14 protein-coding genes are annotated in these 23,997 nt (G+C 63.9%); 8 read left to right on the top strand and 6 right to left on the bottom strand.

What is annotated here, in order from left to right:
• A complete protein-coding gene (locus U0S50_RS07380) occupies positions 1-2,304 on the bottom strand; it encodes a bifunctional salicylyl-CoA 5-hydroxylase/oxidoreductase (RefSeq protein ID WP_322308122.1) in 2,304 nt (767 codons plus the stop codon).
• A 137-nt stretch (positions 2,305-2,441) separates the two neighbouring features.
• Between U0S50_RS07380 and U0S50_RS07375 the strand changes: the two genes are divergently transcribed.
• Together U0S50_RS07375 and U0S50_RS07370 are read left to right on the top strand one after the other, a co-directional pair.
• Entirely contained in the window at positions 2,442-3,611 is a 1,170-nt protein-coding gene (locus U0S50_RS07375) for a pyridoxal phosphate-dependent aminotransferase (protein ID WP_322308121.1), read from the top strand.
• A gap of 49 nt (positions 3,612-3,660) precedes the next feature.
• Positions 3,661-5,340: a DUF885 family protein gene (locus tag U0S50_RS07370; protein WP_322308120.1), complete on the top strand. Its 1,680-nt coding sequence runs from the start codon at positions 3,661-3,663 to the stop codon at positions 5,338-5,340.
• A gap of 118 nt (positions 5,341-5,458) precedes the next feature.
• Here U0S50_RS07370 and U0S50_RS07365 read toward each other — a convergent pair whose 3' ends face one another.
• The 4 genes from U0S50_RS07365 to U0S50_RS07350 form a co-directional block, all read right to left on the bottom strand.
• The gene (locus U0S50_RS07365) at positions 5,459-6,871 is read right to left on the bottom strand and encodes a TolC family protein (RefSeq protein ID WP_322308119.1); all 1,413 of its coding nucleotides are present in this window, start codon (positions 6,869-6,871) and stop codon (positions 5,459-5,461) included.
• Positions 6,864-9,941 carry an efflux RND transporter permease subunit gene (locus tag U0S50_RS07360; protein ID WP_322308118.1) on the bottom strand — a complete coding sequence of 1,026 codons (3,078 nt, stop codon included), beginning with the start codon at positions 9,939-9,941 and terminating at the stop codon, positions 6,864-6,866. The genes U0S50_RS07365 and U0S50_RS07360 overlap by 8 nt, the downstream gene beginning before the upstream one ends.
• Positions 9,942-9,948: 7 nt before the next feature.
• Positions 9,949-11,067 carry an efflux RND transporter periplasmic adaptor subunit gene (locus tag U0S50_RS07355; protein ID WP_322308274.1) on the bottom strand — a complete coding sequence of 373 codons (1,119 nt, stop codon included), beginning with the start codon at positions 11,065-11,067 and terminating at the stop codon, positions 9,949-9,951.
• 236 nt (positions 11,068-11,303) lie between these two features.
• Complete coding sequence (locus tag U0S50_RS07350; protein WP_322308117.1) at positions 11,304-13,112, bottom strand: diguanylate cyclase; 1,809 nt, start codon at positions 13,110-13,112, stop codon at positions 11,304-11,306.
• 129 nt (positions 13,113-13,241) lie between these two features.
• On the opposite strand from U0S50_RS07350, the gene U0S50_RS07345 reads away from it, so the two are divergent.
• From U0S50_RS07345 to U0S50_RS07330, 4 genes are all read left to right on the top strand, one after another.
• Positions 13,242-13,571 (top strand): hypothetical protein, encoded by a 330-nt coding sequence (locus U0S50_RS07345; protein WP_322308116.1) that lies wholly within the window; start codon positions 13,242-13,244, stop codon positions 13,569-13,571.
• 61 nt (positions 13,572-13,632) lie between these two features.
• Complete coding sequence (locus U0S50_RS07340; RefSeq protein WP_322308115.1) at positions 13,633-14,901, top strand: TolC family protein; 1,269 nt, start codon at positions 13,633-13,635, stop codon at positions 14,899-14,901.
• Positions 14,898-16,031: an efflux RND transporter periplasmic adaptor subunit gene (locus tag U0S50_RS07335; RefSeq protein WP_322308114.1), complete on the top strand. Its 1,134-nt coding sequence runs from the start codon at positions 14,898-14,900 to the stop codon at positions 16,029-16,031. The genes U0S50_RS07340 and U0S50_RS07335 overlap by 4 nt, the downstream gene beginning before the upstream one ends.
• A gap of 1 nt (position 16,032) precedes the next feature.
• Positions 16,033-19,239, top strand: a complete 3,207-nt coding sequence (locus tag U0S50_RS07330) for a CusA/CzcA family heavy metal efflux RND transporter (protein ID WP_322308113.1) — start codon at positions 16,033-16,035, stop codon at positions 19,237-19,239.
• A gap of 54 nt (positions 19,240-19,293) precedes the next feature.
• Here U0S50_RS07330 and U0S50_RS07325 read toward each other — a convergent pair whose 3' ends face one another.
• A complete protein-coding gene (locus U0S50_RS07325) occupies positions 19,294-20,619 on the bottom strand; it encodes an MFS transporter (RefSeq protein ID WP_322308112.1) in 1,326 nt (441 codons plus the stop codon).
• Positions 20,620-20,794: 175 nt separating this feature from the next.
• Between U0S50_RS07325 and cyoA the strand changes: the two genes are divergently transcribed.
• Positions 20,795-21,973, top strand: a complete 1,179-nt coding sequence (gene cyoA / locus U0S50_RS07320; protein WP_322308111.1) for a ubiquinol oxidase subunit II — start codon at positions 20,795-20,797, stop codon at positions 21,971-21,973.
• Between the two features lie 16 nt (positions 21,974-21,989).
• Entirely contained in the window at positions 21,990-23,996 is a 2,007-nt protein-coding gene (gene cyoB, locus U0S50_RS07315) for a cytochrome o ubiquinol oxidase subunit I (RefSeq protein WP_322308110.1), read from the top strand.
• Position 23,997 lies beyond the last annotated feature (1 nt).

Raw genomic sequence — 23,997 nt, 5'->3', positions numbered from 1 at the left:
TCAGCCCCTTAACAGCGCGTCCTGTTCGGCCGCGCGCTTGAGGTTGCGGCCGAGCTGGCTCATTCCCGCAAGATAGTTCGGCGGCACATGGGCGCCGCGATAATCATGCTGCGCGGCGGCGCGCAAAGTCCACATGGGATCGACCATATGCGGCCGTCCGATGGCGACCAGGTCGGCGCGTCCGGCGGCCAGGATCGAATTGGCATGGTCGGTTTCAAAGATGTTGCCGACCGCCATCGTCGAAACGCGGGCTTCGTTGCGGATCTGATCGGCAAAGGGCGTCTGAAACATCCGGCCATATACCGGTTTGCAATCGGCCCAGGTCTGGCCTGCCGATACATCGATCAGGTCGGCCCCGGCCGCGTCAAAGGCCTGTGCGATCAGCACCGCTTCGTCGGGGGTCACGCCTGCCTGACCCATCCAGTCATTTGCCGAAATACGCACCGACATGGGCCGGTCGGCGGGCCAGGCGGCGCGCATGGCGGCGAACACCTCAAGCGGGAAGCGCAGTCGATTTTCCAGGCAGCCGCCGTAATCGTCGCGGCGCCGGTTGAGCAGGGGGGTGATGAAGCTGGACAGAAGATAGCCATGGGCGGCGTGCATTTCGACCATGTCGAAACCGGCATAGATCGCCATGTGGGTCGCCGTGACGAACTGGTCGCGAACCTTGTCCATGTCGGCGCGGGTCATGGCGCGCGGGGTCTGGTTGTTCGGGCTCCACGCCACATCCGATGCCGCCATCAACGGCCAGTTTCCCTCGGCAAGCGGTTCGTCCATCCCCTCCCAGCCGATCCGGGTCGATCCCTTGGCACCCGAATGACCGAGCTGAAGGCAGATTTTGGCGCGGGTATGCGCGTGGACGAAATCGGTGATGCGGCGCCAGGCGGCGGCATGATCGGGCGCATACATGCCGGGACAGGCCGGCGTGATCCGACCATCGGGGGAAACGCAGGTCATTTCGGTATAGACCAGCCCCGCGCCGCCCTGTGCCCGCGCGCCATAATGGACGAGATGGAAATCGTTCGGCGTGCCGTCGGTTGCGGAATACATCGCCATCGGCGACACCACGATGCGGTTGTCGAGCGTCATGTCGCGCAATTTATAGGGAGCGAACATCGGCGGAGCGATGTCGTTCGCCGGGCCGCCGGGCGCCTGCGACTGGAACCAGCGTTCGACGCTTTCCAGCCAGTTCCTGTCGCGCAGCCGAAGATTTTCGTGGCTGACGCGCTGGGACCGGGTCAACAGCGAATAAGCGAACTGGATCGGCGCGAAAGGGAGGTAGCGGCTGAGCGTTTCGAACCATTCGGTCGAGTTGCGCGCGCTGTTCTGAAGCTTCAGCACCTCGACATTGCGCTCGGCCTGATATTCGGCAAGTGCCTCGGCGCGATTCAAGCCGGGGCGATTGAGCACCTGCGCCAGCTTGATGGCATCCTCTAACGCCAGTTTTGTCCCCGACCCGATCGAGAAATGGGCAGTGTGTGCGGCATCGCCGAGCAGAATGAACTTGTCGTAGGACCAGCGACCGGTGATGATGCGGCGGAAATTCAGCCATGCCTGCGGCCCCGGCAGATGCCGGGCGTTGGACATCAGCGTATGGCCGTCCAGATGGCGGGAAAAGATGTTTTCGCACAGCGCGATCGCCTCGGGCTGATCCATCCGGTCGAGCCCCAGCGCTTCCCATGTTTCGGGTTCCATTTCGACAATGAAGGTCGAAAGATCGTCGTCGAAACGATAGGCGTGCGCCCATACCCAGCCCGCCTCGGTCTGCTCGAAGGCGAAGGTGAAGGCGTCGAACTGCCGCGCCGTTCCGAACCAGAAGAATTTGTTGCGGCGCACCTGAATGTCGACATCGAAATGTTCGGCATGGGCGCTGCGAATGCGGCTGTTGGCGCCGTCGGCGGCGATGACCAGGTCATAATCCGTCCAGTCGGCAGGGTCGGCGCTCGCTTCATGCTCGAAGTGCAGGGTGATGCCGAGTTCGCGGGCCCGGTCCTGCAGAATGGCGAGCAGCCGCTTACGCCCGATGCCGATGAAGCCGTGGCCGGTCGAGCGGACGCATTCGCCGTGAATGTGAACGTCGATGTCGTCCCAATGGGCGAATTCGTCGCGAATGGTGGCGCCGCTGACCGGGTCGTTGACCATCAGATTTTCGACCGTCTGGTCCGAAAAGACCACGCCCCAGCCAAAAGTGTCGTCGGCGCGGTTACGCTCGAACACATCGATCTGATGGTCTGCATCGTGCAATTTCATCGAGATGGCGAAATAAAGGCCGGCGGGCCCGCCGCCTACGCATGCGATCTTCACCGTCGAATCTCCGTCATGATATCTGACGGAGATCCTATGCATCACCCGAAAAAGCTTCAAGCTTAAAATTTTAAACTTGAAATATCCTTTATCACGCAATTATTCATATATATGGGAATGGCGAGGAGAGACGAAAAATGAAGTGGCCCGCAGCACGTCTGGCAAACGGTTCGAAAAAGAGCTTTGGCATGTATGAGGAGGCCGCGAAGCTCGATGCAGCGGGCGCTGACCTGATCCACCTGGAGTTCGGGCGCCCGCATGCCGATACGCCACAGCATATCAAGGATGCGAGCAAGGCCGCGCTGGACGCCGGGATCGTCCATTATGGCGATTTCCGCGGAACGCTGTCGCTGCGCCAAGCGCTCGTCGAAAAGTTGAAAAATTTCAACAAGCTGGACTATGACGTTGACGAAGTGCTGGTGACGAACGGGCTGACCCATGCGTCCTTTGCGGCTTTCATGGCGGCGATCGATCCGGGCGACGAGGTCATCCTGCTCGACCCCTATTACCCGCAGCATATCGGCAAGACCGAGCTTGCCGGCGGCAAGGTGGTGATCGCCGAGCTCGACAAGGCGAATGATTTCGCTATTTCGAAGGAAGCGATCGCCGCCAGGATCACCGACCGCACGCGGATGATCGTGCTCGTCAATCCCGCGAATCCGACCGGGCGGGTGTATCGCCGCGACGAACTGCAACAGGTTGCCGATCTGGCGATCGAGCATGATCTGCTGGTGCTGTCGGACGAGGTATATGAATATATCACCTATGGCGGTGCCGAGCATGTCAGCATCGCCAGCCTGCCGGGCATGCGCGAGCGGACGATCACCTGTTTTGCCTTTACCAAGGCCTATTCGATGGACGGGTGGCGGATCGGCTATCTTGCGGCCGATGCCCGCCTGATGCCTGCGATCCTGCGTATCGCCATGACCGATGTGACGCACGTCAACGTCTTCGTGCAGGAGGGAGCCCGCGCCGCCGTCGAAGGGCCGCAGGATGCAATGCATGCGATGGTCGAGGCCGATCGGCGCAAGCGCAATATCGTTGTTCGCACGCTCAACCAGATGCCGGGCGTGACCTGCGCCGAGCCCGAGGGCACCATCTATGCCTTTCCCGACATCACGGGTACCGGTCGCAGTTCCAGCGAACTGGCGATGGCGATCCTGCAAGAGGCGCATGTGGTGGTCGAGGCCGGCAGCTTTTATGGCCCCGGCGGTGAGGGGCATTTGCGCGTCTGTTTCGGATCCGAATCCGAAGAGCGCGTGATCGAAGCGATGGAGCGGCTAGCCCGCTTTTTCAACGCATCCTGACGAAGGGGAGGGCCGCTCCGGCTCTGTCATCGTTACGAGGGAGAATGGAATGCCGACATGTTTCCGCTCGCGTTTCCGGCTTGCCGCCGCGCTCCTGGTCGCGTCCGTTCATGGCATCGCCGCCCCGGCGATCATGGCGGATGAAAGGTCGTCGCAGTCCGCGGCGCAGCCATCGTCCTATGCGGCGCTTGTTGATCTGTACCGCGAATTTCGCGCCTTCGTGCCCCCGGCGATGGTGGACGGGGTTCCCGACTATTCGCCCGCCAGCGTGGCGGCGCATTATGCCGCCCTTCGCAGCTTTCAGGCGCGACTGGCGGCGATCGACGACAGCGACTGGCCGATTTCCGAGCGGGTCGACTATATGGTCGTCCTGGCGGAAATGCGGGGGCTGGAGTTCCAGCATCGCGTGACCGAACCGTGGAAGCGCGATCCGGCCTTCTACAGCGTGACCAACCTTGGCTTCGGGCCAAAGATGCATGGAGCCTTTGCGGTTCCGAAACTGCCGTTGGCGGGCGACGAAGCGGCGGCGTTCCAGGCGCGGCTGGATGTCGTTCCCGCCGCGTTGCAACAGGCACGGAAGAATTTGACCGACGCCCGCGGCGACCTGGCGCGGCTGGCGATTGCCCAGAAGGCGGTCGAAGTGAACCTGTTCGGCGACCTCGCCGCGGAGGCGGAGAAGGTTCAGCCCGCACTGGCGCCGTCCGCGCGGCGTGCGCAAGCCGCGGCGGCCGGGTTCAAGTCATGGCTGGAGGATATCGAATCAAGCCTGCCCGCGCATGGCGGTGTCGGCCGCGACAATTATGCCTGGTATCTTCGCCATGTGTTGTTGCTGCCCTATTCGCCCGAAGAGATCGAAACGATCGGCGAGCGGGAATATCAGCGACAGATCGCTTTTCTGAAGATCGAGGAGCATCGCAATCGCGCTATTCCGATGCCCCGGCCAGTCGCGACGCGGGCCGAATTCGACGCGAAGCGCAAGGCGGAGGACGAGGATATTCTGCGCTTTCTGCGCGACGGCGACTGGGTCACGATTCCGGATTATGTCGCGCATGATCCGGACGAGGGGCCCTATCAGTTTCCTTTTGAAAAGGATCCCTCGAAGCCCGGGTTGTTCGACCCGCCGCAGCATCTGCACTTCTTTTTTCAGGCCGAGTTTCGCGACGGGCGCCCGCTGCGCGCCCACAATCTGCCGGGACATGCCTTCGATGCGTTGCAGGCGGCGCGCGATACGCGTCCGGTTCGCGGCCAGCCCAGGCTATTCTTCGTCAACGGCGTTCGAAACGAAGGGTGGGCCTTTTACCTGGAAGAGTTGATCCTGCAGGCGGGGCTGCTCGACGAACGACCCAAGACCCGCGAAATCGATTATATCCTGGGCGCCAAGCGCGCAGCGCGGGTGTTGCCCGAAATTCGGATGCAGGCGAACGAATGGACCTGGGAACAGGCCAATGCCTCGTTGATCGCGCGCACACCGAAATGGATGGAGCCGGGCGATGCGGTCGCGCGCTTCGATATCGAACTTTATCTGCGGCAGCCGGGCTATGGCATCGGTTATTATATGGGGAAGGTGGAACTGGAAAAGCTGCTTGCGGACATGGCGATGCAGGACGGCGAGGCGTTCGATATCAAATCCTTTCACGATCGTTTTCGGGCGGCAGGATCGATCCCCATATCCTTGATCCGGTGGGAAATGACCGGCCGTGACGATGAGGTAAAAGGGATGCGCGATTGACGAGCCGTCCGGGAAGGGAGGGGGACGGACGGCTCGTCGCGCGGCCGCTGCGGCCGGCCGCCATTCGGGACTGCGGCAGTCGGTCCAGCGTCGCGATGGTCGCAGGCGCGCCGCAGGCTTAGGGCGCTGGTTCCCTGGACGCCGCCGGAGGCAACCAACCACCGCCCAACGCCTTGAACAGGTTGACGCGGGCGCCGCCGAGGGTGCGATCGGCAGCCGCAAGCGTCCGCCGGGCGTCAACGAGCGTGCGCTGGGCGTCGAGTAGCTCGAGATAGGAAGACGCGCCGGCCCGATGGCGTTGATCGGCCAGATCATGCGCCGCCTGAGCGCGCCGGGCTGCCTCGGCCAGTGCCACATATTGACCATTTTCGGCGGTGAGCGCTGCGAGCGCCTGTTCAACCTCCTTCAGCGCGTTGAGGATCGCACCGTCAAAAGCGGCGAGCGATGCCTGGGTTTGCGCCTCTGACTGCGCGATCCGGGCGCGCGCACCTGCGACGTTCGGAAAACTCCACGACAGGAGAGGCCCCAGGGAAAAACGGAAGGAATCGCTGCCGCGAACATCGTCATTGCGAAAGAAATCGCCGGACCCGCCAAGGCTGATGCGGGGATACAGGTCGGCGGTCGCGATGCCGATCCGTGCCGTGTCGGCGGCCAGACGGCGTTCGGCCGCCCGAATGTCCGGTCGCCGGGCGAGCAAACCGGCGCCGTCACCGACCGGTATCGCGGCGACAGGGTGCGGAGCGCGAAGACATCGCTGCGCTTCGTCCGGGACTTCGGCCGGGGGAAGCCCCATCAGCGCCGCCAGTTCGAACAATGCGATCTGGCGCGCGCCCTCGATCGGGGGCAGCTGTGCGCGCGCGTTGGCGAGAGCGGTCGCCGCCCGTTCGACGTCAAAGCGGGTGGCGGTGCCGACGCGGGCCTGCGTCGCGACGATGTCGTGCCCACGCTGGGCGATGTACACCGATTGACGCGCGACGGCGCCGGCATCCGCCAGCGTGCAGGCGTCGATATAGGCGCGCGTCGTTTCGGATGCGATCGTCACCGCGACGCTGGCGCGGGTGGCGGCGACGGCATCGCGATCGGCCTCTGCAGCTTCGATCGCGCGACCGATCCGGCCCGACAGGTCAACCTCCCAGGCGAGGCCGAGGCCCGACGCATAGGACCATTGCCGCCCGTCCCCGCTGCCGGTGGGATTGCCGTCGCCATAGGCGATGCCGCCCGACACGTCGGTCGAGGGCAGGCGGCGGGCACCCGTTTCGCGGAGCACGGCATCGGCCCGCGCAAGATTCGCGGCGGCGATGCGCAGATCGGTGTTGGCGGTGAGGGCGCGCGTCACGAGGCGGTCGAGCGCCGGGTCGGCGTAAAGGCGCCACCAATCATCCTGTGGCTCGCCGCCGCTGACCTGATCCGACGTGGACAGGAAGACGCCGGTCGCGGACGGCGGCGGCGGTGCGGGCGGGCGATAGTCGGGCCCGGCGGCACAGCCGCCCAGCGCCAGAAGGGCGGCAGAAAGAAACAGGGCCTTATGCATGGACCATCTCCGTCGTTGCGATCTGCTGCGCCCGGTCGCTGGCAGCGGCGGCACGATGGTCGCGGGCCACGAAGCTGTAGATTGTCGGCAGCACGAACAGGGTGAAAAGGGTGCCGATCAACATGCCCATGACGACGACGATCCCGATGGCAAAGCGGCTGGACGCACCCGCGCCACTGGCGAACAGCAGGGGCACCAGGCCCGCGACCATCGCCGCCGTCGTCATCAGCACGGGCCGCATGCGGACCGCCGCCGCCCGGCGTATCGCCTCGATCCGGCTCAACCCTTCGCTATGCTGCATCTCGTTGGCAAAGGAGACCATCAGGATGCCGTGCTTCGATATCAGCCCTATCAGCGTCACAAGTCCGATCTGGGTATAGATGTTGAGCGTCGCATAGCCGAGATAGAGCGGCACCAGCGCTCCACAGATTGCAAGGGGCACGGTGACGAGGATGACCAGCGGATCGCGGAAGCTTTCGAACTGGGCGGCGAGCACCAGAAAGATCACGATCAGGGCAAAGCCGAACGAAATGGTCAGGCGATCGCCCTCGTGCACATATTGCCGGCTGTCGGACAACCAGTCGACCGTCATTCCGGGCGGCAGCGGCTGGGAGTCCAGAAAGGCGACGGCTTCGCCCATCGTCACGCCCGGCGCGAGCACCGCCGACAGGGTGGCGGCGTTCATCTGGTTGAACTGCGGCAGGCGGTTTGCCTGCGGACGCATGTCGACACTGGCGACAGTCGACAATGGGACGAGCGTGCCCGATGCCGCCTTTACATGATATTGTCCGAGATTCTGGGGCGTAAGCCGCTTGTCCCGCGGGACCTGCGCAATCACGTCATAGGAACGGTCATGCCAGTTGAAGCGGTTGACGTAATTCTCGCCCACCAGCGTGGCCAGCGTTCCGGCAATCGCGTCCATCGACACCCCCATCTGTCCCGCCTTTTCCCGGTCGATGATGATACGGGCCTCGGGGCTGTCAAAGGCCAGGTCGCCATCGACGAAGGCGAACAGACCGCTGCCCCAAGCCGCGCCCTTCAGCTTTTCAAGGCTTTGATAGATTACCGGAAAACCGTCGGACGACCGGATAACCATCTGAACCGGCAAGCCGCCGCTTCCGGCAGGCAAGGGTGCGGGTTGGAAGGCGGTGGCATAAACGCCGGTAATCGCCGACCCTTCCGCATTGAGCTGGGCCTGGATGTCATCGGCGCTGCGTTCGCGCTCGTCCCATTCGGTCAGGGCGATCCCGCCGAACCCCGAATTGGCGCTGCCGAAGCCGACATCGAACCAGGATGCGAAATATTCGGGAATCTGTTCGAATATCTGCTGTACCTCGGCAGCGTAGCGCGCGGTATAGTCGACGTTCGCATATTGAGGCGCCTTGGTCTGGACAAAGATATAACCCATGTCTTCGGGTGGAGCGAGTTCGCGGCGCGCCCCTGAAAACAGCACGACAATGCCCAGCAATACGGCGAGGCCGACCATCAGCACGGCGCCGCGAGCCGCGAGCGTACGGGCGAGCATCTGTTCATAGCCGCGCCCCAGCCTGTCCATCATTCGCTCGATCCGGCGGGCGAGCCGTCCGGCGTCCATGTTGTCGCGAAGCAGGAAACTGCTCATCATCGGCGAAAGGGTCAGCGCCACAACGCCGGACACGATGACCGCTCCTGCGAGCGTAAAGGCAAACTCACGGAACAGGGCACCGGTCAACCCGCCCATCAGGCCGATCGGGGTGTAAACGGCGGCGAGCGTGATGGTCATCGCAATCACGGGCCCGACAATCTCGCGAGCACCGTTCAAGGCCGCACGCACGGGCGCCATGCCGTCCTCTATGTGGCGGTGGATATTCTCCACGACGACGATCGCGTCGTCGACGACCAATCCGATTGCGAGCACCATGGCAAGCAGCGTCAGCAGATTGAGCGAAAAGCCGAAGGCCAGCATCAGGGCTGCGGTTCCGACCAGCGACAGGGGAATGGTCACGACCGGGATGATCACGGCGCGCATCGATCCCAGAAACAGGAAGATGACGATGATCACGATGATGACCGCCTCGATCAGCGTACGTGTCACCTCGTTGATCGACGCATTGACGAAATGCGCGACGTCGAACTGGCTGACCACGGTCAGTCCGGCGGGCGCGACGCGCTGAATGTCGGGGATCAGTTCCTTTACCGTGCGAACGATTTCCAGCGGATTGCCGTCGGGCGTCGGCGAAATGGCGATGAAGATCGCCGGACCACCCATGCTGGTGGCGCTGGCGTCATAATGTTGACCGCCGATCTCTATCGTCGCGACATCGCCGAGCCTGACCAGCCCGTCCGTGCCGCTTTTGATGACCATCGAGCGAAAATCGTCAAGGTTGGTGAGGTCGGTGGCGGCGGTGATGTTGATCGCGGTCGATGTGCCTTTCAATTGGCCGGGAGCCGCCTGGACATTGTTCGCGCGCATCGCCCCGGCCACTTCACCGGCCGACAGGCCGCGCGCGGCGAGTTTGTCCGGATCGAGCCAGACCCGCATCGCCAGCGTCTGGCCCCCGCTGATGTCGGCCGAAGCGACGCCGGGGACCGCGGTGATCAGCGGCTGGGCGACGCGGGTCGCAAAGTCGGTGATCTGCGGGATCGACAGTGTTTCGCTGCGAAAGGCGACATATTGGACCGCGGATGCGCCGTCGGTGATCTTCGTGATGACAGGATCGTTGGCGCCGGAGGGAAGGCGATATTGGACCTGCTGAACCTTTGCCAGCACTTCGGTCATCGAACGGTCGGCGTCGGCGTTCAGAACCAGCTTGGCCTTCACCTCGCTGCGTCCCTGCGACGAAGTCGAGGTCAGATATTCGATGCCGTTGGCCGTCGCGATCGCTTGCGCGATCGGGGTCGTGACGAAGCCCTGCATCACGTCCTGCGTGGCGCCGGGATAGGAGGTGCTGACGACGATCGTGGCGCTTTCCATGTTCGGATATTCCCGAACCTGGAGCATGAACAGCGATGCGCCGCCGATGAGAAGGATCAGCAGGCTGACGACGACGGCCAGAATGGGCCGCCGGATGAACAGGTCGGTGAAGCTCACGAGAATGTCATTCCTTCTTCGCGGATGCGGGGCGCGACACGCGAACGGCGGCGCCCGGCTGGACGCGGATCTGGCCTTCGGTCACGACGACATCGCCGGCCTTCAGCCCCTTGGTCACGATGATGCTGTCGCCGATCCGGCGGCCGGTCGTCACGGCGACGATGTCGGCCTTGCCCTCGGTTCGGGCCCTGGGGCCGCGAACCACGGTTACGCTGTCGCCCGATGCAGACGTCTGAATGGCGGTGACGGGCACGAGCAGCGCGCCCGACTGGGCCGGCAGTTCGAGCGCGACGGACACATGCATTCCGGGACGAAGCAGTCGGCCGGGATTGGGCAGCAGTGCCTGAATCATGACATTGCGGCTGTCTTCGCCGATCCGCGGCTCTATGGTGGTCACGCGGGCGGAAAAGCTGCGCCCCGGCCAGGCGTCCGATTGCAACCGGACCGAGCCGCCGACGCGAAGATGCGAAAGCTGTTGCTGCGGCACCGTGAAATCGGCGTAGAGACGGTCGAGCGCGGTCAAGGACGCGACCGGGTCGCCGGGATTGAGATATTGACCGAGATTGACCTTGCGGACCCCGATTTCGCCGGAGAAGGGCGCGACAACGCGTTTCTGAGCGATGCGGGCATCGAGTTGACGCACGGCGGCGATGGCCTGCGCATGTTCGGCGCGCCGTTGATCGAGGACCTCGCGGGATTCAGCGCCGGTCGGCACAAGCTCGCGCGTCCGCTCGAGCTGAAATCGAGCCAGATCGGTGCGGGCGACCGCGGCGGCACGGTCGGCGCGTTCGGGGCCGTCATAGAGCTGGACCAAGGCGGTGCCCGCACCGACCCGGGCACCCGGCTGGAAACGGATGGCGGTTACGCGCCCGGCGACTTCCGGGGCCAGCATCACTTCCTGGACCGCGCGGAGCGATCCGATTGCTTCGAGTTCCGCCGGGACGTCGCGGGGCTGGACGACCATGGCGGCTACCGGTGTCGGGGGCGGGGCAGCCTGAGCCGGCGCAGCGTTGCGCCATCCGCGCCACAGGAAAAGGAGGAGGAAGAGCAAGACAATCAGGCCCACGGCGGTCGCGGCCTGGCGCCATGTCAGGACCGGCTTTGGCGCGGTCTCTTTTGTAATCATGTGCAAAATCGGCTCCCTTCGAATCAGGAGCGCGTCAAATAGAACCTCAATATAGGTTTAGGTAAAGCGCTAATTCCGAATCGTTCGCAATTGAGGCGGACGGGCGGGCGTCAACGGAGGATGCGCGCGGCGTGGAGGCGCGGCTAAGCGTGTGATGGTCGCGAGCTGGCAAGACCCTGGGTCTGAGGTTGGCGCCGATGGGGAAGCGGCGCCGAGTGGGAGCTATGCGCCGCCGATCAGGAGGCGGGCTGCGGATCGCGTTGCTGCGCGATCTCGACTCGGTCGCGCCCGAGTTCCTTGGCGCGCAGCAGCGCTGCATCGGCGGTTCGGACGAGCCGGTCGAAGGGGCAAAGTGCGGGCGCGACCGCCACGCCGATCGAAACCGTTACCGAATCCAGCGGCCCGCTGTCGTGGGTGATGTGCAGCGCCGCGATGCGCTTTCGGATTTCCTCTGCGCGATCCTGAGCCTGGGCGACCGTCAGCTGGGGGAGAAGGATCATGAATTCCTCGCCGCCGTAGCGAAAGGCCAGCCCGGTCTCTCGCGTGATACTGCCGAGCACCCCGCCGACCGCCCGTAACACGGCGTCTCCGGCATCGTGGCCGAACACATCGTTGAAGCGCTTGAAATGATCGACGTCGATCATCAGGCAGCCGAGGGGATGGCCGTGACGTTCAGCCTGCGTCAGCTGAGCTTCGAGAAGCTGGGTCAATTGACGGCGATTGGCGAGCCCGGTCAACGGATCGGCCATCGCCATTTCGCGCAATGTGTCGCGCAATTGCAGGTTGGCGACCGCGAGCGCGATATTTTCGGCCAACATGTCGAGATAGATTTCCTGTCCCGCCAGAATGGCGGCGTCGGCGGACTTCGCCTCGAAATAGAGCAGGCCGAGCGTTTCGCGCTGTGCCATGAGCGGCAGGCAAAGCGTATCGACCGGCGTATCCTGGGCCCAGTCGAGATGGTCGCAGGGGACATCGACAGCATCTCCGCCCGGACGGTGAGGAAGCCCCCGCCGCAACGCCCAACAGGAAAGCACTGAAAACTCCTCGCGCGAGTGGAGGGGTTCCTGCCAACTGCAAGCGACCGCCACCATGTTTCGCGATTTGTCGACCAAGTAAAGACGCCCGCGAAGGTCGGGCATGATCTGGGGCAGAAAACGCCGCACCACTTCCTTGAGGTCGTCGAGCGTGTCGCAGCCCTGCATGCGCTGCGTCATGCGTGACAAGAGGTCGCGCATCTGCCGGTCGTTGTCGCGTTCGGCCTCCAACCTTTGTCGCTCGAGACCATTTTCGCGAAAGATACGGATGGCCTGCGCCATGTCGCCAATTTCGTCGATGTGCGAGGCATTGGGCGGTTCCACGGCGAAATCCTGAACCGCCAGCCGATTGACGACATCGCTGAGCTTTACCACCGGGCGCAGCACGCGCTGTTTGAACACGAAATAGAGAACGAACAGAACCAGCAGCGCGGTCAGGCCGAGAACGATTTCGGACACGCGCTTCCACGTCGTCGCAAGTTTTGTCGCGTCGGCGACCTGAGCGCCGACCCTGGCGTCGAGCTGGTCCTGAAAACGCTGAACCTGAAGTTCGGCGCGTTCGAGCTGGCGTTCATATTCGCCGCCGAACAAAATTTGCCGTGCGCGGGCTTCGTCGCCTTGTTCATGAGCCTCGATCGCCGCGCGCTGCTCGTCGTGCAAAAGATCCGCGAGGCGAACCGCCTTGGCAAGTGTATCGAGCTCGCCTGGCGTAGCGCCGGCATCGCCGATATGGCGAATGCGATCCTCGACTGATTTCAGCGCCGCTGCATCGCTGCGATAGGTGACGAGATAGGTGGCATCGCCGGTGTTCAGATATTGGCGGGCATGATCGCTCATCGCATAAATGTCGGTGCCGAGTTCCGAGGTCGCCTTGTCCAGTTGATAGCGCTGTTCGACGGCTTCGCGTTCGCGCTCCTGCGCGTTGGAGGTCAGCAGCATGGTGGCGCTCGACACGATAGTCAGCACAACGGTCGCGCCATAGGCCCAGTTGGTGATCGTCGCCAAACGCATGGGCAAAGGCATAGCCGATGCCGCGCGCCTTGCCAGTCAAAAGTCGGAACATGTTCGCCGGGCGTTAACCGAAGCGTCTGCGATGTTCCGGTGATGACAGGGCGTCGTCGATCGATTATGGCGCCGATCATGCGATCGTTGATCCGCGCCCTTGTCTGTCTGCTGACGACCCTTTCAATCGGGTTGGGGGCGGTCGCGCATGCGGGCGAAACGGCTTCGCTGTGCGTGCAGGAGCTTTCGGGCGCCCATGTCGATGACCGCGATGCCGACACCGGCGGTGACGGCGATGCGCAGGGACTGCATGTTCATGGTGGCTGCCACGGCCATCATCAGGCCGACGCCTTTCGGTCGGCGGACGGCGCTTTTGACATCTTTGCAGGGACGATGGCCTTTGCGCGTCCCGATCATTTTTGTCCGCAATCGACGGCGGACCCCAATTTGCGACCGCCGATCGCCTGAACGTGCCGCGCCGCCGCTGACCAGCGAGTGGCTTGACTTGGCTTGTTCAGGATAATTGATCATGAAAATATTGTTGGCGGCCGTTCTGGCCGCACCGCTCTGTGCCGTTGCGGCGCAGGCGCAAAGCGCGTCGCCCGTGGCGACGGGCGACCTGCTGACGCTGGAGGAGGCGCTGGCGGTTGCCGCACGCCGATCACCCGCAAACGAAGCAGCCGAAACCGGAGTCTGGGCGGCTGAGGCGTGGCGGCGCGTGGCGGCGCTGCGTCCCAATCCGTCAATCACCATCGATACCGAAAATATGTTCGGGACGGGCCCCTATCGAGGTTTCGACGAGAGCGAAACCACGGTAGCCGTTGCCTTTCCGGTCGAGCGCGGCGGCAAGCGCGCGGCGCGTATCGCAAGTGCCGATGCAAGGACGCGCCGTGCCTCGGTCGATGCGGCCGTTGCGCGTGCCGATCTGAGGCTGGAGGTAGCGCGCGCTTATATCGGCGCGATTGCCGCCGATCACCGCGCTGCGATTGCCGAATCCCAGCTTGCCGTGACGGAGGAAAGCCTTCGCGTCGCCCGCGACCGCGTGCTGGTCGGTGCCAATTCGCCGATCGACGAACAGCGTGCCATGCTGGAAAAACTGCGCGCCGAGTCAGATGCCGCCTCGGCGCGGCGCACGGTGCAGGCGGCGCGGGATATGCTTCGGCAATATGTCGGGGACGCCGCGCCGGGACGATTGGACATCGCCTGGTTCGATCGAATGCCAGAGGCGCATCAGGGGCCGGTGGTGCCCGTCGATGTGACGGGATCGTTGGCCCTCGAAGCCGCTGCGGCGGATACCGCGCTTGCCGAAGCGGCGTTGCGGCTCGCGCGGAGCGAACGCGTGCCCGACATCAGCCTGACCGCCGGAACGCGGCGTTTGGAGGCGACGAACGATCAGGCGATGGTGATCGGCCTGTCGATCCCGCTTCCCATATTCAATGGCGGCAAGGCGACGATGACGGCAGCGCGGATGGAACGCGACCGCGCCCAGGCCCTGTGGCGCGCAGCGCGGTTCGAGGCCGAACGTGCGATCGCGGAAGCGGAGGCCGATCGCGATCGTGCCCGGATGGCGGTTCTGGCCGCCGCCCCGGCACTGGCGGCAGCGACCGAGGCGGCCCGGATCGCTCGCGTCGGCTATGCCGAGGGCAAGTTCGACCAGATGGTGTTGCTCGATGCCGAACGCACGCTTCTGGAAGCGCGCGGCGCGGGGATCGATGCCCGCGTAAAATTTCATGATGCCGCCGCCCTGCTCGAACGGCTGACCACGCGCCTGAACGGTGACGGAGGATACATCCAATGAACAATTGTCTGTACCGGGCGGTGCTTCCGCTCGCCCTCGTGCTTGGCCTTGCCGCTTGCGGCGAGGCTGCGAGCGAACGTCCCGAAGCAAAGGCGACTCAGTCGCATGGCGATGAAGAAGGCACTGTCCATCTGACGCCGCAGCAGATTGCGGCTGCCGGCATCGGCATCATCCGACCACAGGCGGGCGTCGACGGCTTGTTGACGCTTCCCGCCACGATCGAAAGCGATCCGCAAGCGACGCAGGCCGTTTCGGCGGCGATCGGCGGCCGGATCGTCGCGCTCAACTATAATCTGGGACAGCCTGTCGGGCGCGGTGCGGTTTTGGCGGTTATCGAGAGTCGCGATGCGGCGGGACTGCGCGCCGAGGCCGAGGCCGCCAAGGCGCGCGCCGCGCTCGCGCGTTCGGAGCTGGCGCGCGAAGAGCGGCTGTTCGAACAGAAGGTGTCGCCCGAACGCGATCTGATCGCCGCACGCACGACGATGGCCGAGGCGAATATCGCGCTTCGCCTGACGCAGCAGCAACTCGCCGCGGCGGGCGTCTCCGGCGGCGCGCTGAACCGCATAGGTGTTGTCGCGCCGATCGGGGGGCAGGTGACGGCGCGCAACGTGGTGCTGGGGCAGACCGTGGCTCCGGATGCCGAACTGTTTCGGGTCGCCGATTTGCGGAAAGTAGCCATCAATCTGGCGCTGTCGGCCGAAAATGCAGGAAAGATACGTGCCGGAATGTCGGTGGAGGTGCGCGCGGGCGACCGCCGTGCGACCGCGCGACTGAGCTTTGTTTCACCGGTTCTGGACGCTTCCACCGGGCTGGTTCCTGCAGTCGCATTGCTCGACAATCGCGGTGGATCGTGGCGCCCGGGTGAGGCGGTGACCGTCGCCTTGTCGAGTGGGAAAGCCGATGGCGCCTTCGGTGTTGCCGAAAGCGCGATCCAGACGATCGAGGGACAGAGTATCGTCTTTGTCCGCACCGACGAAGGGTTTCGCATGGTGCCGGTCACGGTGATTTCGCGCGGCGGCGGGGTTGCGACCGTCACCGGTCTGACGGGCACCGAAGCGATAGCAGGCGAGGGCAGTTTCACTCTGAAGGCGGAGCTCGGCAAGGGCGAAGCCGAGCATGGGGGGCACTGACATGATCGCTTCCATCGTTGATTTCGCGGTGGCACGGCGCTGGCTCGTGCTGCTTGTCACGTCGATCGCGGCGATCATCGGCGCATGGGCGCTGGCGCGCCTGCCGATCGATGCTGTCCCCGACATCACCAACAATCAGGTCCAGATCAATGCTCGCGCGCCGGCACTGTCGCCGGAGCAAGTGGAGCGACAGGTCGCCTTCCCCATCGAAACGGCTTTGGCCGGCGTTCCGGGGCTCGAAAGCACGCGGTCGCTCAGCCGCAATGGCTTTGCACAGATTACGGCGATTTTCACCGACGCGACCGATATTTACTTCGCGCGGCAACAGGTTGCGGAACGCCTGCGTGCTGCCGAAGAAGCGTTGCCCGAAGGCGTAAACCCGGAAATGGGGCCCATCGCCACCGGACTGGGCGAGGTTTTCATGTGGACGGTCCATATGGAGCATCGCCCCGACGATCGTCACAAGCCCGGCGAACCGGGGATGCAGCCCGATGGCAGCTATATCACGCCGGACGGCGATAGACTTGTCGACGATGCTGACAAGGCGACCTATTTGCGTACGACGCAGGACTGGATCGTCACGCCGCTGCTGAAGACCGTGCCGGGCCTGGCCGGGGTCGACACGATCGGCGGATATGTAAAACAATATCAGGTGGTTCCCGATGTGCAGCGGCTTGCGTCGCTGGGCCTCAGCCTTTCCGATCTGGCGGCCGCGCTGGAAGCGAATAATCGGGCGATCGGCGCCGGCGTGATCGATCGGAACGGCGAGGGGCTGTCGGTCCGATCCGACGCGCGCATTGGCGGAACCGCGGAACTGAGCGCAAGCGTTGTGGCGACCCGCAATGGCACGCCCATCACGCTGGGACAGGTGGCAACGGTAAAGACAGGGCAAGCGATCCGCATGGGATCCGCCTCCGAAAACGGGCGTGAGGTCGTCGTCGGAACGGCGATCATGCGGATCGGCGAGAACAGCCGCGATGTCGCGAGCGCGGTTGCCTTGCGGCTCGACGAGATCAACGCTTCGCTTCCGACCGACATCGTCATCCAGCCGGTTCTGGATCGCACCGGCCTCGTCAACGCGACGATCCGGACGGTCGCAAAGAATCTGACCGAGGGAGCGTTGCTGGTCGTCGTCATCCTTTTCCTTTTGCTGGGAAATATTCGCGCGGCGCTGATCGCTGCGCTTGTCATTCCGATCACCATGTTGCTCACCAGTTTCGGCATGTTGAAAGGCGGGGTTTCGGCCAATCTGATGAGTCTGGGGGCCCTGGATTTCGGGTTGATCGTCGACGGTGCCGTAATCATCGTCGAAAATGCGCTGCGACGGATCGGCGAGCGTCAACATGCATTGGGGCGTATTTTGAACCGCGACGAACGGCTGACGGTTGTGGCCGGGGCGGCGCGCGAGATGATCCGTCCGTCGGTTTACGGGCAAGCGATCATCATCCTGGTCTATGTTCCGTTGCTGACGCTGAGCGGCGTGGAAGGAAAGACGTTCACGCCGATGGCGCTGACGGTCGTTCTGGCCCTGCTTGGCGCGTTCGTGCTGTCGCTGACCTTTGTGCCCGCCATGCTCGCCTGTCTGCTGTCGGGACGCGTCGAGGAGAAGGAAGGGTGCATCATGGCCTGGCTGGGGCGGGCTTATGCGCCCCGCCTCGACCGGGCGATGGTTCGGCCGCGGGCGACAATGCTGGCTGGTGGCGCCGCCTTGCTGGTGGCGGTCGGTGCCTATGCCGCCTTGGGGCAGGAGTTTCTGCCCCAGCTCGACGAAGGCGACCTTACGGCCCAGCTGCTGCGTGTGCCGGGTACGTCGGTCGATCAGAGCCAGGCGATGCAGCTTCGCGTCGAGCGCGCGCTATCCGCGATGCCGGAGGTGAAGTTCGTTTTTTCGAAGACCGGGACGGCCGAACTCGCGTCCGATCCGATGCCGCCCAACATCTCCGACACGTTCATCATCATGAAGGACCGCAAGGATTGGCCCGATCCGGCCCTGTCCAAGGCCGAATTGACCGCCAGGGTCGAAAAGACGCTGGAAGGGCTTCCCGGCAATGCGTTCGAGATCAGTCAGCCGATCCAGATGCGCTTTAACGAGCTGATCGCGGGGGTGCGCGGCGATATCGCGGTCAAGTTGTTCGGTGACGATACCGACGCGATGGCGGCGACGGCGATCCGGATCGCGGCGATCCTGCGCGCGACGCCGGGAGCGGTCGATGTCCGAGTGGAGCAGACCGAAGGGCTGCCGATGCTGGATATCCGCCCGAAGCGCGACGCGATGGCCCGGCTGGGCGTGACGGCGGCTAGCTTGCAGGACACGGTAGCGGCGGCGGTCGGTGGACGGGATGCCGGTGTCATATTCGAGGGAGATCGGCGCTTTTCCGTGACGATCCGATTGGCGGAAGCGGCGCGCTCGGACTTTCAGGCGCTGGCGCAGCTTCCGGTGCCGACGCCGGGTGGAGGTTTCGTCCCGCTGGAGAGCATTGCGGTGCTGGCGGTCGTCGACGGCCCCAATCAGATAAGCCGCGAGAATGGAAAGCGGCGCATCGTCGTCCAGGCCAATGTGCGTGGCCGCGACGTGGCCGGCGTGGTCGAGGAGGCACGCGCGGCAGTTCGCGATCAACTGCGCCTGCCGGCGGGCGAATATGTCGAATGGGGCGGGCAGTTCGAGAATCTGGCCTCTGCCCGTGCGAGGCTGGCGCTCGTGATACCGGTCTGTTTCGCGGTGATACTGCTGCTTCTTTATGGCGCGCTTCGCAGCGTACGCGACGCAGCGATCGTCTTTACCGGCGTGCCGCTGGCCCTTGTCGGCGGAATGTTGGCGCTGTTGCTGCGGGGGATGCCCTTTTCCATCTCGGCCGCTGTCGGGTTTATTGCCTTGTCAGGGATTGCCGTACTCAACGGGCTGGTGATGGTCACGTCTATTCAGCAGATGATAGCGGAAGGCGCCGCGCACGCCGAAGCCGCCAGGGTCGGTGCGCTGGCGCGGTTGCGGCCGGTCGTCATGACCGCGCTGGTCGCCTCGCTGGGTTTCGTGCCCATGGCGCTGGCGACCGGGGCCGGGGCAGAGGTGCAAAAGCCACTCGCAACGGTGGTGATTGGCGGGCTCGTGTCGGCAACGCTGCTGACGCTGTTCGTGTTGCCGACCCTCTATGCCCGTTACGGCGGCTCGCGCTCATCCGCCGCCGACACAGGCAGGCGATCGGGCGCCTAGCCGACCGGGAATGGCGGGGCGGTCCATGTCGGATCGCACCGCCTTTTCCGTCGGTCAGCCGATGGTGCGTGCAAGTTCGCGGTTCATCCACAATGCGACGAGCGTGCCGATTGCCCCCGACAAGAGATAGCCGCCGGCGGCGATCAGGCCGAACTGGCTCGACAACCACAGCGCAACGAGCGGAGCAAAGCCGGCGCCGAACAGCCAGGCAAGGTCGGACGTGAAGGCTGAACCGGTATAGCGGTGGCGCGGCAGGAAATTCGCGGACAGCGCGCCCGACGACTGACCGAAAGACAGGCCGAGCAGCGCAAAGCCGAGGATCATGAACGCAGCTTCGCCCAGCTCGCCGCCATCGAGAAGCTGTGGGGCAAAGCCGCTGAATGCCGCAATCGCGGCGGCCGTGACGCCGAGCACGGTGCGGCGGCCGACGCGATCGGCGAGATAACCCGACGCGATGATCGCAAAGACGCCGACCACCGCAGCGACCGCCTCGATCGCCAGGAAGCGCGCCGGGGTTTCGTCGGTGAACAGGAACACCCACGACAGCGGATAGACGGTGACCATGTGGAACATGGCAAAGCTGGCGAGGGGAGCGAAAGCGCCCGCCGCAATCACCTTCCAGTCCGAACGCAGCGTTTCGGTGAGCGGGGCGGGTTGAAGGTCGCGGTTTTCGAACAGCCGCGCATATTCGGGCGTCACCACGATGCGCAGCCGCGCGAACAGCGCGACGACGTTGATCGCAAAGGCGACGAAGAAGGGATAGCGCCAGCCCCAGGCAAGGAAATCCTGCGCGGGCAGCGAGGCGATCAGGAACATGAACAGCAGGCTGGCGACGATCAGGCCGAGCGGCGCGCCGAGCTGTGGGATCATCGCATACCAGCCGCGCTTGCCCTCTGGCGCGTTGAGCGCGAGCAGCGAGGCGAGCCCGTCCCACGAACCGCCGAGCGCGACGCCCTGGCCCATGCGGAACAGCGCGAGCAGCAACGCAGAGGCGACGCCGATCGATTCATAGCCGGGCAGGAAGGCGATCGCGGCGGTCGATCCGCCGAGCAGGAACAGCGCGACCGTCAGCTTGGCGCCGCGGCCATAGGCGCGGTCGATCGCGGTAAAGATAATGGTGCCAAAGGGGCGCGCGACAAAGGCGAGGGCGAAGATCGCGAAGGACCAGAGCGTGCCTTGCAGCGGGTCCATATAGGGAAAGACCAGTTTTGGGAACACCAGCACCGACGCGATCGCATAGACGAAAAAGTCGAAAAACTCCGACGTGCGGCCGATGATGACGCCGATTGCGATCTCGGCGGGCGCGATGGCGTGGCCATCGTCGTGAAGCGCGCGCGCGTCGCGTTCGGCCTGGGTGGAGGGCACGGTGTCGGCAGACATGGGTTGCGGGTCCTGCATCGGGCGCCCTTTCCAAAACAAACGGGATCGCGGCGCGAGTCGGTATTTTAGGGCAAAGGCCCCATTCAGGGAAACGCCCCTGCGTCATTGATCGCAATCAAGGGATTGGACAAAATGTCCTATGTGCGGTGCAGCAAAGCGGGCCTAGGCGCGCGGCATGGCCACGCTCTCCCCCCGAATCCCTTCGCTGATCCGGCGTCTTTCACCGCTGGCGCTGCTGCCCTTTCTGTCGGGTTGCGGCCTGGTTGTTCTCGATCCGGCGGGCGATGTCGCGCAGCAGCAGGGCGATCTGATCGTCATTTCGACGGTGCTGATGCTGCTGATCATCGTGCCGGTGATGGCGCTGACCATCTTTTTTGCGTGGCGCTATCGCGCTTCGAACAAGCAGGCGACCTACAAGCCCGACTGGGATCATTCGACCCAGCTTGAGCTGGTGATCTGGGCGGCGCCGCTGCTGATCATCATTTGTCTGGGCGCGGTCACCTGGGTCGCGACGCATCTTCTTGACCCCTATCGCCCGCTCGCGCGCACCGCGCCGGGGCAGGCGGTGACGGAAAAGGTCAAGCCGCTCGACGTCCAGGTCGTCGCGCTCGACTGGAAATGGCTGTTCATCTATCCCGAACAGGGGATTGCGACGGTCAATGAGCTGGCGGCGCCGGTCGATCGGCCGCTGCGCTTTCGCATCTCGGCCTCGTCGGTGATGAACAGCTTTTATATCCCGGCGCTCGCGGGTCAGATTTACGCGATGCCGGGAATGGAAACCAAGCTGCACGGCGTGTTCAACGAAACCGGCGATTATGTAGGGTTTTCGGCCAATTATTCGGGCGCGGGCTTTTCGAATATGCGCTTTGCTGTGAAGAGCCTGCCTGCCGCCGAGTTCGAACAATGGGTGGCAAGCGCGAAGAAGGGTTCGTCGGCGCTCGATCGCCTAGCCTATCTGAAGCTGGAGAAGCCGAGCGAAAAGGAACCGGTGCAGCATTTTGCCTCGGTCGAACCGCAGCTTTTCGACGCGGTCGTCAACATGTGCGTTGAACCCGGCAAGATGTGCATGCACGATATGATGTCGATCGATGCCGCGGGCGGCGCCGGCATTGCCGGGATCGGCAATGTCCGTGCCGTGACCTATGATAAATTCGCCGCGCGCGGCACCGCCGACCTTGCGCGCTGGAGCGCGCGCTATGTCGCCGCGCTGTGCAGTTCGCCGATCATGTCGAACGACAAGCCGGACGCCACCCCCGTCGATCTTGCGCCGCTGACCGGCGCCGGGCTGAGACGGCCGAGCGACCCGCCGCCGCAGACCGCGCTGAACGCCGCTTCTTCCCGTCCGATGTCCTGATCCGATCGAGACCACCATGACCCCGCATCCCGCCCCCGAAACCGGCCCCTTTCTGGGCCGCCTGTCGCTCAACGCGATTCCGCTTCACGAACCGATCCTGATCTTTACCTTTGCCGCGGTCGTCATCGGCGGCATCGCGACGCTGGCCCTGATCACCAAATATCGCCTGTGGGGCTATCTTTGGAAAGAATGGTTCACCACCGTCGATCACAAGCGGATCGGGATCATGTACATGATCCTGGGCCTTGTCATGTTCATCCGCGGCTTTGCCGACGCGATCATGATGCGCATCCAGCAGGCGATGGCGTTCGGCGGCTCCGAAGGCTATTTGAACGCGCACCATTATGATCAGATCTTCACCGCACATGGGGTGATCATGATCTTCTTTGTTGCGATGCCCTTCATCACCGGGTTGATGAACTATATCGTCCCGCTGCAGATCGGTGCGCGCGACGTCAGCTTTCCCTTCCTCAACAATTTCAGTTTCTGGATGACCACCGCAGGGGCGGTGCTGGTCATGGTGTCGCTGTTCGTCGGCGAATTCGCGCAGACCGGCTGGCTTGCCTATCCGCCGCTGTCGGGCATCGCCTATAGCCCCAATGTCGGCGTTGACTATTATATATGGGCGCTGCAGATAGCGGGTGTGGGGACCACCCTGTCGGGGATCAACCTGATCGTCACCATCCTGAAGCTGCGCGCGCCGGGGATGGGGCTGATGAAGATGCCGGTCTTTACCTGGACCAGCCTGTGCGCCAACATCCTGATCGTCGCCTCCTTTCCGGTGCTGACCGCGTGCCTCGCGCTGCTCGGGCTCGACCGTTATGCGGGGACGAACTTCTTCACCAACGACCTCGGCGGGTCGCCGATGATGTATGTGAACCTGATCTGGATCTGGGGGCACCCCGAAGTCTATATTCTGATCCTGCCGCTGTTCGGGGTGTTTTCGGAAGTTACCTCGACCTTTTCGGGCAAGCGCCTGTTTGGCTATACCTCGATGGTCTATGCGACGGTGTGCATCACCATCCTGTCGTACCTCGTCTGGCTGCACCATTTCTTCACCATGGGGTCGGGGGCCAGCGTCAACAGCTTTTTCGGCATCACGACGATGGTGATTTCCATCCCCACCGGGGCCAAGCTGTTCAACTGGCTTTTCACCATGTACCGCGGCCGCATCCGGTTCGACCTGCCGATGATGTGGACGGTGGCTTTCATGCTGACCTTCGTGGTCGGCGGCATGACCGGCGTGCTGCTCGCGGTGCCGCCCGCCGACTTCGTGCTGCACAATTCGCTGTTCCTGATCGCGCATTTCCACAATGTGATCATCGGCGGCGTGCTGTTCGGGCTGTTCGCGGCGATCAACTATTGGTGGCCCAAGGCCTTTGGCTTCAAGCTCGACGTTTTCTGGGGCAAGATCAGCTTCTGGTGCTGGGTCGTCGGCTTCTGGCTCGCCTTCATGCCGCTCTATGTGCTCGGCCTGATGGGTGTCACCCGCCGTATGCGCGTCTTTGACGATCCCAGCCTGCAGATATGGTTCGTCATCGCCGGGATCGGTGCTGCGATCATCGCGGTCGGCATTGCCGCCATGTTCGTCCAGTTTGCGGTCAGCATCTGGCGGCGCAAGGAGCTGGCCGACGAAAGCGGTGATCCGTGGGGCGGTCGTACCCTGGAATGGGCGACCAGTTCGCCGCCACCCGACTATAATTTCGCCTTCACGCCGGTGATCCACGATCTGGATGCGTGGTACGACATGAAAAGGCGCGGGCACCAGCGGCCGGTTGCGGGCTTTCGTGACATCCATATGCCCAGCAATACCGGCGCCGGGATCATCCTGTCGGGGATCAGCCTGGTGATGGGTTTCGCACTCGTCTGGCATATCTGGTGGCTGGTCGGGGTCAGCTTTGCCGCGCTGATCGGCGGCGCGATCTATCACACCTTCAACTACAAGCGCGATTTCCACATCCCGGCGGCGACCGTCGCTGCGGTGGAGGACGCGCGTACCCGCCAGCTGGCGGCCGGAGCCTGAC

Origin of the sequence: Sphingopyxis sp. (assembly GCF_034380315.1) — a bacterium.
Lineage (GTDB): Bacteria > Pseudomonadota > Alphaproteobacteria > Sphingomonadales > Sphingomonadaceae > Sphingopyxis.
Note: the sequence above shows the minus strand (reverse complement) of the source record. Positions and strands in the feature narration are given on the sequence as shown.

Excerpts from the sequence above, each read along its gene's own strand:
- U0S50_RS07375 (WP_322308121.1), top strand. The coding sequence starts at position 2,442 with ATGAAGTGGCCCGCAGCACGTCTGGCAAACGGTTCGAAAAAGAGCTTT.
- U0S50_RS07370 (WP_322308120.1), top strand. The coding sequence starts at position 3,661 with ATGCCGACATGTTTCCGCTCGCGTTTCCGGCTTGCCGCCGCGCTCCTG.
- U0S50_RS07365 (WP_322308119.1), bottom strand. The coding sequence starts at position 6,871 with ATGCATAAGGCCCTGTTTCTTTCTGCCGCCCTTCTGGCGCTGGGCGGC.
- U0S50_RS07355 (WP_322308274.1), bottom strand. The coding sequence starts at position 11,067 with ATGATTACAAAAGAGACCGCGCCAAAGCCGGTCCTGACATGGCGCCAG.
- U0S50_RS07350 (WP_322308117.1), bottom strand. The coding sequence starts at position 13,112 with ATGCGTTTGGCGACGATCACCAACTGGGCCTATGGCGCGACCGTTGTG.
- U0S50_RS07345 (WP_322308116.1), top strand. The coding sequence starts at position 13,242 with ATGCGATCGTTGATCCGCGCCCTTGTCTGTCTGCTGACGACCCTTTCA.
- U0S50_RS07340 (WP_322308115.1), top strand. The coding sequence starts at position 13,633 with ATGAAAATATTGTTGGCGGCCGTTCTGGCCGCACCGCTCTGTGCCGTT.
- U0S50_RS07335 (WP_322308114.1), top strand. The coding sequence starts at position 14,898 with ATGAACAATTGTCTGTACCGGGCGGTGCTTCCGCTCGCCCTCGTGCTT.
- U0S50_RS07330 (WP_322308113.1), top strand. The coding sequence starts at position 16,033 with ATGATCGCTTCCATCGTTGATTTCGCGGTGGCACGGCGCTGGCTCGTG.
- U0S50_RS07325 (WP_322308112.1), bottom strand. The coding sequence starts at position 20,619 with ATGTCTGCCGACACCGTGCCCTCCACCCAGGCCGAACGCGACGCGCGC.
- cyoA (WP_322308111.1), top strand. The coding sequence starts at position 20,795 with ATGGCCACGCTCTCCCCCCGAATCCCTTCGCTGATCCGGCGTCTTTCA.
- cyoB (WP_322308110.1), top strand. The coding sequence starts at position 21,990 with ATGACCCCGCATCCCGCCCCCGAAACCGGCCCCTTTCTGGGCCGCCTG.